The following is a 5,270-nucleotide window of genomic DNA, read 5'->3' on the forward strand; positions in this document are numbered from 1 at the left end:
GCCCCGGGCGGTGCAGGAGCGTGCCGAGGAAGCGGCCGCCCCGCCCAGCCCGGAGGAGCTCGCCGTCCGCCGTGCGCGGCTGGACAAGATCCTCGCCGCCATCCTGGCCGACCCGGAGGCGGGGTTTCGCACCGTCGGCGTGCTGTATCAGGATTTTCTGGTGCGCTGCCGGATCGAGGGCATGGGCAATGGCGCGCCGGACCTAGCCGCCTTCCGCCGGATGCTGACGCGCGCCCGTGCCGGCATCTCCGCCGAGATGGCGCAGGAGGAGGTGTGGCAGGACGTGACCGCCCGCGCTGGCCTGCTGCCGGAGGACATGCAGGGGATCTATATGATGATCGCCCGCGCCGCGAAGGATGGTGCCCCTTGCCCCTCGGACGCCGCCATCGCCCGCGCCTACGGCACCCGCTCAATGGGCCGCGCGCGGCGGCTGCTCACCTACATGGAAGAGCAGGGGCTGATTGTGTGCCAGCAGGACGGGGCGGGGAGACGAATCGTGACGCTGGTGGAACTGGCCTGGGCGACGGCGGCGGGGGATCCGAACGGGGGGTAGGGGAGGTTAGTGGGGGATAGCGGAATGGCGACTTTTGGACCACTCCTACAAGAAATTAGACGCTCAACCCACATCCGATCCTGACTGGCAGTAAGGTGGTTCCTACTTGATGGCAAGAATTAGTCAGCCCTTATTCAAAGATATTAGCGAATTAATTTCTTCGCTTGAAAGGGGGCGATCTGTTTTGGCTCGTAACAGCCAAAGAGCGAAGCGTTGAGAAAATCTTTCTATCGCTTCTTCGGTAATGACGCTGCCTTCGCTGATCTGGCATTCCCGAAACGTGTCAATAAGCATTTCGTGGATATGCTGTTCTTGCTGCTTTTCAGTATGGTCTTTGAGTGCGGCGCCGATAGAGTCTCCTGGATTTCTACTCGATTCATCAATAGTAGGTGTCTCTAGCCAGGAAATATCAAGGTCAAACCCATAGTTTGGTAGATACGACCAGTTATTTGGGTTAAGAGGGTTGGAGACCAACCCAACCGCTCGGTTGGGCATTCCGCCCGCCTCGGCAATGACTATACGCCAGTATGCTGTGTTATAGTTACCTACATAAGCAAGTATTTTTCCGTTACTGTCGCTTTTGACAAAAATAAGGTTGAAAATTGGACCGAATTTACTTGCAAGGATGTCTGCGCCTGGAATTGGGCGTCCGTCTAATTTTATCTTATTTGACAAAAATGTTTGATCACCACGTGTGACGAACACTTTGACGGCGTCAAAGGGAGATTCTTTGATCGCATTATCCTGCCCACTCTTATTCCATAAGACAAGGCACGATTTGGCAAGCGATCGCAACGGATCATGGCCACCAAATGCCATATTTCTTGTTACCTGTGGACCAGGCTGTATAATTTCACGCGCATTTGCCCGCCCTAATTGGTTTCTTAGATTTTCTTCTGAGATTCCGATGGCCGCAGCGACATGAGGCATAAGACTGTCAACGTGTTCCAAGTCTTTTGCTTTAATGGTAACGTCAAATCCGCCGTCGCTTCGTTTTTCGATTATAAATGGCTTCTGTCTCAGCTCTATCCGGCCATCAGGCCAAACGACAAATTTCTGATTTTCCTCAATGGTTACTTGCAACGGCGGTGGCGTTCTTCTGTCTCCAGACGACAAATTAAGCAGTGTACGAAGATCCTGAACTTGGCTTGCAAGTGCAGTGTCAATTGTAGATCCGAATGTGTTGTTGCATTCTGAACAAATGACGCCACGAGTGGTGGCACGCCCCCCGAGCGCGTTTAGCCAAATATGCTCAGGCTTCGTATCTGGGGTTAGCACTGTTGGACAAAAGATGCAGATGTTCATTACATACTCTTAGCATGCATACTCTTGGCCATGAAGAAGCGTTCGCTGGATACCACCAAACAATAGGGAAAGTTTCGGTAGCCTCAGACGGCCGAACGTCTGCTCTTGAGATGATCTCCCATGCCGGTATATGTCCGCCAGGGGTCGTAAGCCGTCACTCACAGATGCCCGCTTTGCCATCACGCCCCGCAAATCAGCCGTGCAAAAGCGATCCTTTGCGTCAGCTTAAAAACTCCCCTCACCCTACCCGTGTCATCGCCCCCAACACCTCCGTCGCCGCCCGCACGCCGCTCTCATACGCCCCATGCGCGGTCGAAAAATCCGTTGCATGTGTCGCCTCCCCTGCGAAAAACAGACGGTTCTCGAATGGCCGCGCCAGCGTCGCGCGGGCGCTGCGTTGGCCGGGGCGGGCGTAGGAGTAGGAGCCGCCGATATGGGTGGTGCGGGTCCAGTCGGTGGTGATCAGCGGGCGCAGCTGTTTGCGCACATCGGCACCCAGCAGCTTCGCCAGCCCGTCCATGGCTGCCGCGTAGGCGGCGACCGGGCCTTCGCGGGTGATGATCTCGGCGCTGTCATTGCCGAGATAGGCTTCGATGGTCGGCAAACCCATGGGCCGGATGCCGTAACTCATCGCTTTCACATCGCGCGGGTCGCCGAGCAGATGGCTGCGGGGCTCGAACGCTGCGGGTTCCAGCAGCTCGAAAATTACCTTCTCGTCATGGCCGAGCGGCAGCTGTGCGGCCGCCTCCCGCCACGCAGCCGCCCCCGCCGGCAGCTTGATCCGCCCGTCCGCCAGCATCGCGGTGGAGCAGGTGAGGATGGCGGCGCGCGCGCGGATCGCCCCGCCCGGCGTGGTCAGCGCCACGCCCGCGGCGGTGAGGGAAATCTCCTGCACCGGCGTGGAGAGTTTCAAATCCACCCCGGCCGGAAAATGGGAGGTGATCAGCGCGCCATAGCCGCCGGGCATGCGCCAGTTCTCGTCGGTGGAGGCCTCTTCATAGGCGGCGTAATCGGCGGCGGATATGTCCTCCAGCCGGCCGCCGCTGATGAAGCCGACGATGGTGCGGATATAATCATTCCACGCCCCGCCCGGCTCCAGCGCGCCGGCGGCGACATCATCCGCCGGCCGGTTGTCGATCAGGCGTTGCGACCAGGCATCGAACGCCTCGCTCGCCGCATCCTGCTCGGCGGGGGTGAAGCCGAGATCGCGATATTGCCGGCGCCAGGCGGAGGGGCGGCGATAGATCTCCACCCCGGCGGCCTCGGCCAGCCGCGTCCAAACATTGCGGCTGGCCGAATGCAGCCAGGCACAGCCCATATCCAGCTTCAGCCCGGCCAGATCCAGGGTCCAGCCCCGCCCGCCCAGGCGTGCTGCTGCCTCGATCAGCATCACCTTGCGTCCCTGCCCGGCCAGATGGCGCGCCGCACCGATGCCGGCGGCGCCGCCGCCGATGATGGCGATGTCGATCTCCATGGCTTCACACTCCGTTTTCTCGGACTGTCATATCCCGCCCCACGCCGTTAGGTTAATAGGGTAGAATTGAAACAGGCTATTCGAGTTTTGAGGTATAATGCGCGGAACTGAGTTTGCCCGGCTGCGGGCCTTCGTGACGGTGGTGGAGGAACAGAATTTCGCCCGCGCCGCGACCCGGCTGCGCATCGCCGCGCCGACGCTGAGCCAGATGATCCGCGAGCTGGAGGAGGCGCTGGGGGTGCGGCTGCTCAACCGCACCACCCGTAGCCTCTCGCTCACCGCCGCCGGCACCCGGCTGCTGGCGCGCTTCAAGCCGGCGATGGCGGAGATGCAGGCGGCACTTGAGGATGTCGCCAGCCTGCGGGACACGCCGGCCGGGCTGGTGAAGCTGCACACCCCGGCCCAGCCCTGCGCCGCCTTCATCGAGCCGCTGCTGGGGGCGTTTCATGCGGCCTATCCGGACATCGTGCTGGACATCACCGTGGATGACGCCGTCACCAACATCGTCGAGGCGGGGTTCGATGTCGGCATCCGCATCGGCGAGCTGCTGGAGCAGGACATGGTGGCGCTGCGGCTGTGCGGGGACATGCGCCAGATCGCCGCCGCTTCGCCTGAATATCTGGACAAGTTCGGGGTGCCGCAGACGCCGGGGGATCTGCTGGGCCATCGCTGCATCAATATCCGCCCGCCCGGCCGGGCAGGGATTTATAACTGGGAGTTCGGGCAGAATGGGCGCTGGTTCGCGGTGGCGGTGGGCGGGCCGTTGATCGTCTCGCACCGGGAGGTGGCGTTGCGGGCGGCGCTGCAGGGTGTGGGCATCGCCTTCATGTCGGAGCAGCTGCTGCGCCCGCATATCGAGGCCGGGCGGCTGGTCGGGCTGTTGCGGGATTACGCGCCGCCTTTTCCCGGCTGGCATCTCTATTATCCCAGCCAGCGCGATCTGCCGGGGGCGGTGCGGGCCTTCGTGGAGGTCTGCCGCGCTCATGCGGCGGTTGAAGGATGACGCTTTGATGACGCGCTGGCCTGAACCGGGTGCGGACTGTTACGAGCATGGCGATCAGGGGGGCGCCATGGAGGAGAGCAAGGGCAGCGCGCTGGAGGTGCTGCGGATTTTCCTGCGGCTGGGCTGCAGCTGCTTTGGCGGGCCGGTGGCGCATATCGGCTATTTCCGCACGGCGTTCGTGAGCAAGCGTGGCTGGCTGGCGGAGCGCGATTATGCCGAGCTGGTCGGGCTCTGTCAGTTCCTGCCCGGCCCGGCGAGCAGCCAGGTCGGCTTTGCCATCGGCCTGTTGCGGGCGGGGCTGCCGGGGGCGCTGGCGGCCTGGGTTGGGTTCACGCTGCCTTCGGCCTTGTTGCTGGTCGCCTTCGCTTATGGTGCCGGGCATCTGAACGGGGGGCTGAGGCAAGGGCTGCTGCACGGGCTGAAGCTGGTGGCGGTGGCGATCGTCGCGCAGGCGGTCTGGGGGATGGCGAAATCCTTCTGCCCGGATCTCCGGCGCGCCGGCATCGCGGTGGCGTGCGGGCTGCTGATCCTCAGCGCGCAGAGCGGGGCGATGCAACTGGTGGTGATCGCGCTGGGGGCGTTGGCGGGGCTGGCGCTGTGCCAGGGCGGCGGCGTGCCGGAGCCGTTGACGCAGATGCCGGTCTCGCGCCGGGCCGGGCTGGTGGCGCTGGGGCTGTTCTTTTTGCTGCTGTTCGGGCTGCCGATGCTGGCCTGGATGCCGTCCATGGCGGTGATGGCGGCCTTCTACCATGCCGGGGCGCTGGTATTTGGCGGCGGCCATGTGGTGCTGCCGCTGCTGCGCGATGCGGTGGTGGCGCCGGGCTGGGTGAGTTCGAGCGCCTTCCTGGCCGGCTATGGCGCGGCGCAGGCGGTGCCCGGCCCGCTGTTCAGCTTCGCCGCCTATCTCGGCACGCTGGCCGCCCCCTTGCCGGGCC

The 5,270-nt window shown here is 62.9% G+C and carries 4 protein-coding genes and 1 pseudogene; 3 read left to right on the forward strand and 2 right to left on the reverse strand.

All coding sequences use genetic code 11. The features are described from left to right. Nucleotides 1-553, forward strand: a pseudogene (locus tag MXAZACID_RS10245) (ATP-binding protein); the annotation flags it as partial. A gap of 123 nt (nt 554-676) precedes the next feature. On the opposite strand, the gene MXAZACID_RS18290 reads toward MXAZACID_RS10245, so the two are convergent. Together MXAZACID_RS18290 and MXAZACID_RS10250 are read right to left on the reverse strand one after the other, a co-directional pair. Beyond that, nucleotides 677-1,858 carry an HNH endonuclease gene (locus MXAZACID_RS18290; protein ID WP_083878651.1) on the reverse strand — a complete coding sequence of 394 codons (1,182 nt, stop codon included), beginning with the start codon at nt 1,856-1,858 and terminating at the stop codon, nt 677-679. A gap of 238 nt (nt 1,859-2,096) precedes the next feature. Next, nucleotides 2,097-3,332: an NAD(P)/FAD-dependent oxidoreductase gene (locus MXAZACID_RS10250; protein WP_008494251.1), complete on the reverse strand. Its 1,236-nt coding sequence runs from the start codon at nt 3,330-3,332 to the stop codon at nt 2,097-2,099. A 97-nt stretch (nt 3,333-3,429) separates the two neighbouring features. On the opposite strand from MXAZACID_RS10250, the gene MXAZACID_RS10255 reads away from it, so the two are divergent. Together MXAZACID_RS10255 and chrA are read left to right on the forward strand one after the other, a co-directional pair. Next, complete coding sequence (locus MXAZACID_RS10255; protein WP_008494252.1) at nt 3,430-4,335, forward strand: LysR family transcriptional regulator; 906 nt, start codon at nt 3,430-3,432, stop codon at nt 4,333-4,335. 67 nt (nt 4,336-4,402) lie between these two features. Further along, on the forward strand, nt 4,403-5,270 hold an 868-nt coding region (gene chrA / locus MXAZACID_RS10260; protein ID WP_039885171.1), incomplete at its 3' end, for a chromate efflux transporter.

This window comes from Acidocella sp. MX-AZ02 (assembly GCF_000306035.1).
In the GTDB taxonomy this organism is placed as follows: domain Bacteria; phylum Pseudomonadota; class Alphaproteobacteria; order Acetobacterales; family Acetobacteraceae; genus Acidocella; species Acidocella facilis.

What these genes read in the sequence shown, in the direction of transcription:
- MXAZACID_RS10255 (WP_008494252.1), top strand. Translation starts at nt 3,430, where the DNA reads ATGCGCGGAACTGAGTTTGCCCGGCTGCGGGCCTTCGTGACGGTGGTG.
- MXAZACID_RS10250 (WP_008494251.1), bottom strand. Translation starts at nt 3,332, where the DNA reads ATGGAGATCGACATCGCCATCATCGGCGGCGGCGCCGCCGGCATCGGT.
- MXAZACID_RS18290 (WP_083878651.1), bottom strand. Translation starts at nt 1,858, where the DNA reads ATGAACATCTGCATCTTTTGTCCAACAGTGCTAACCCCAGATACGAAG.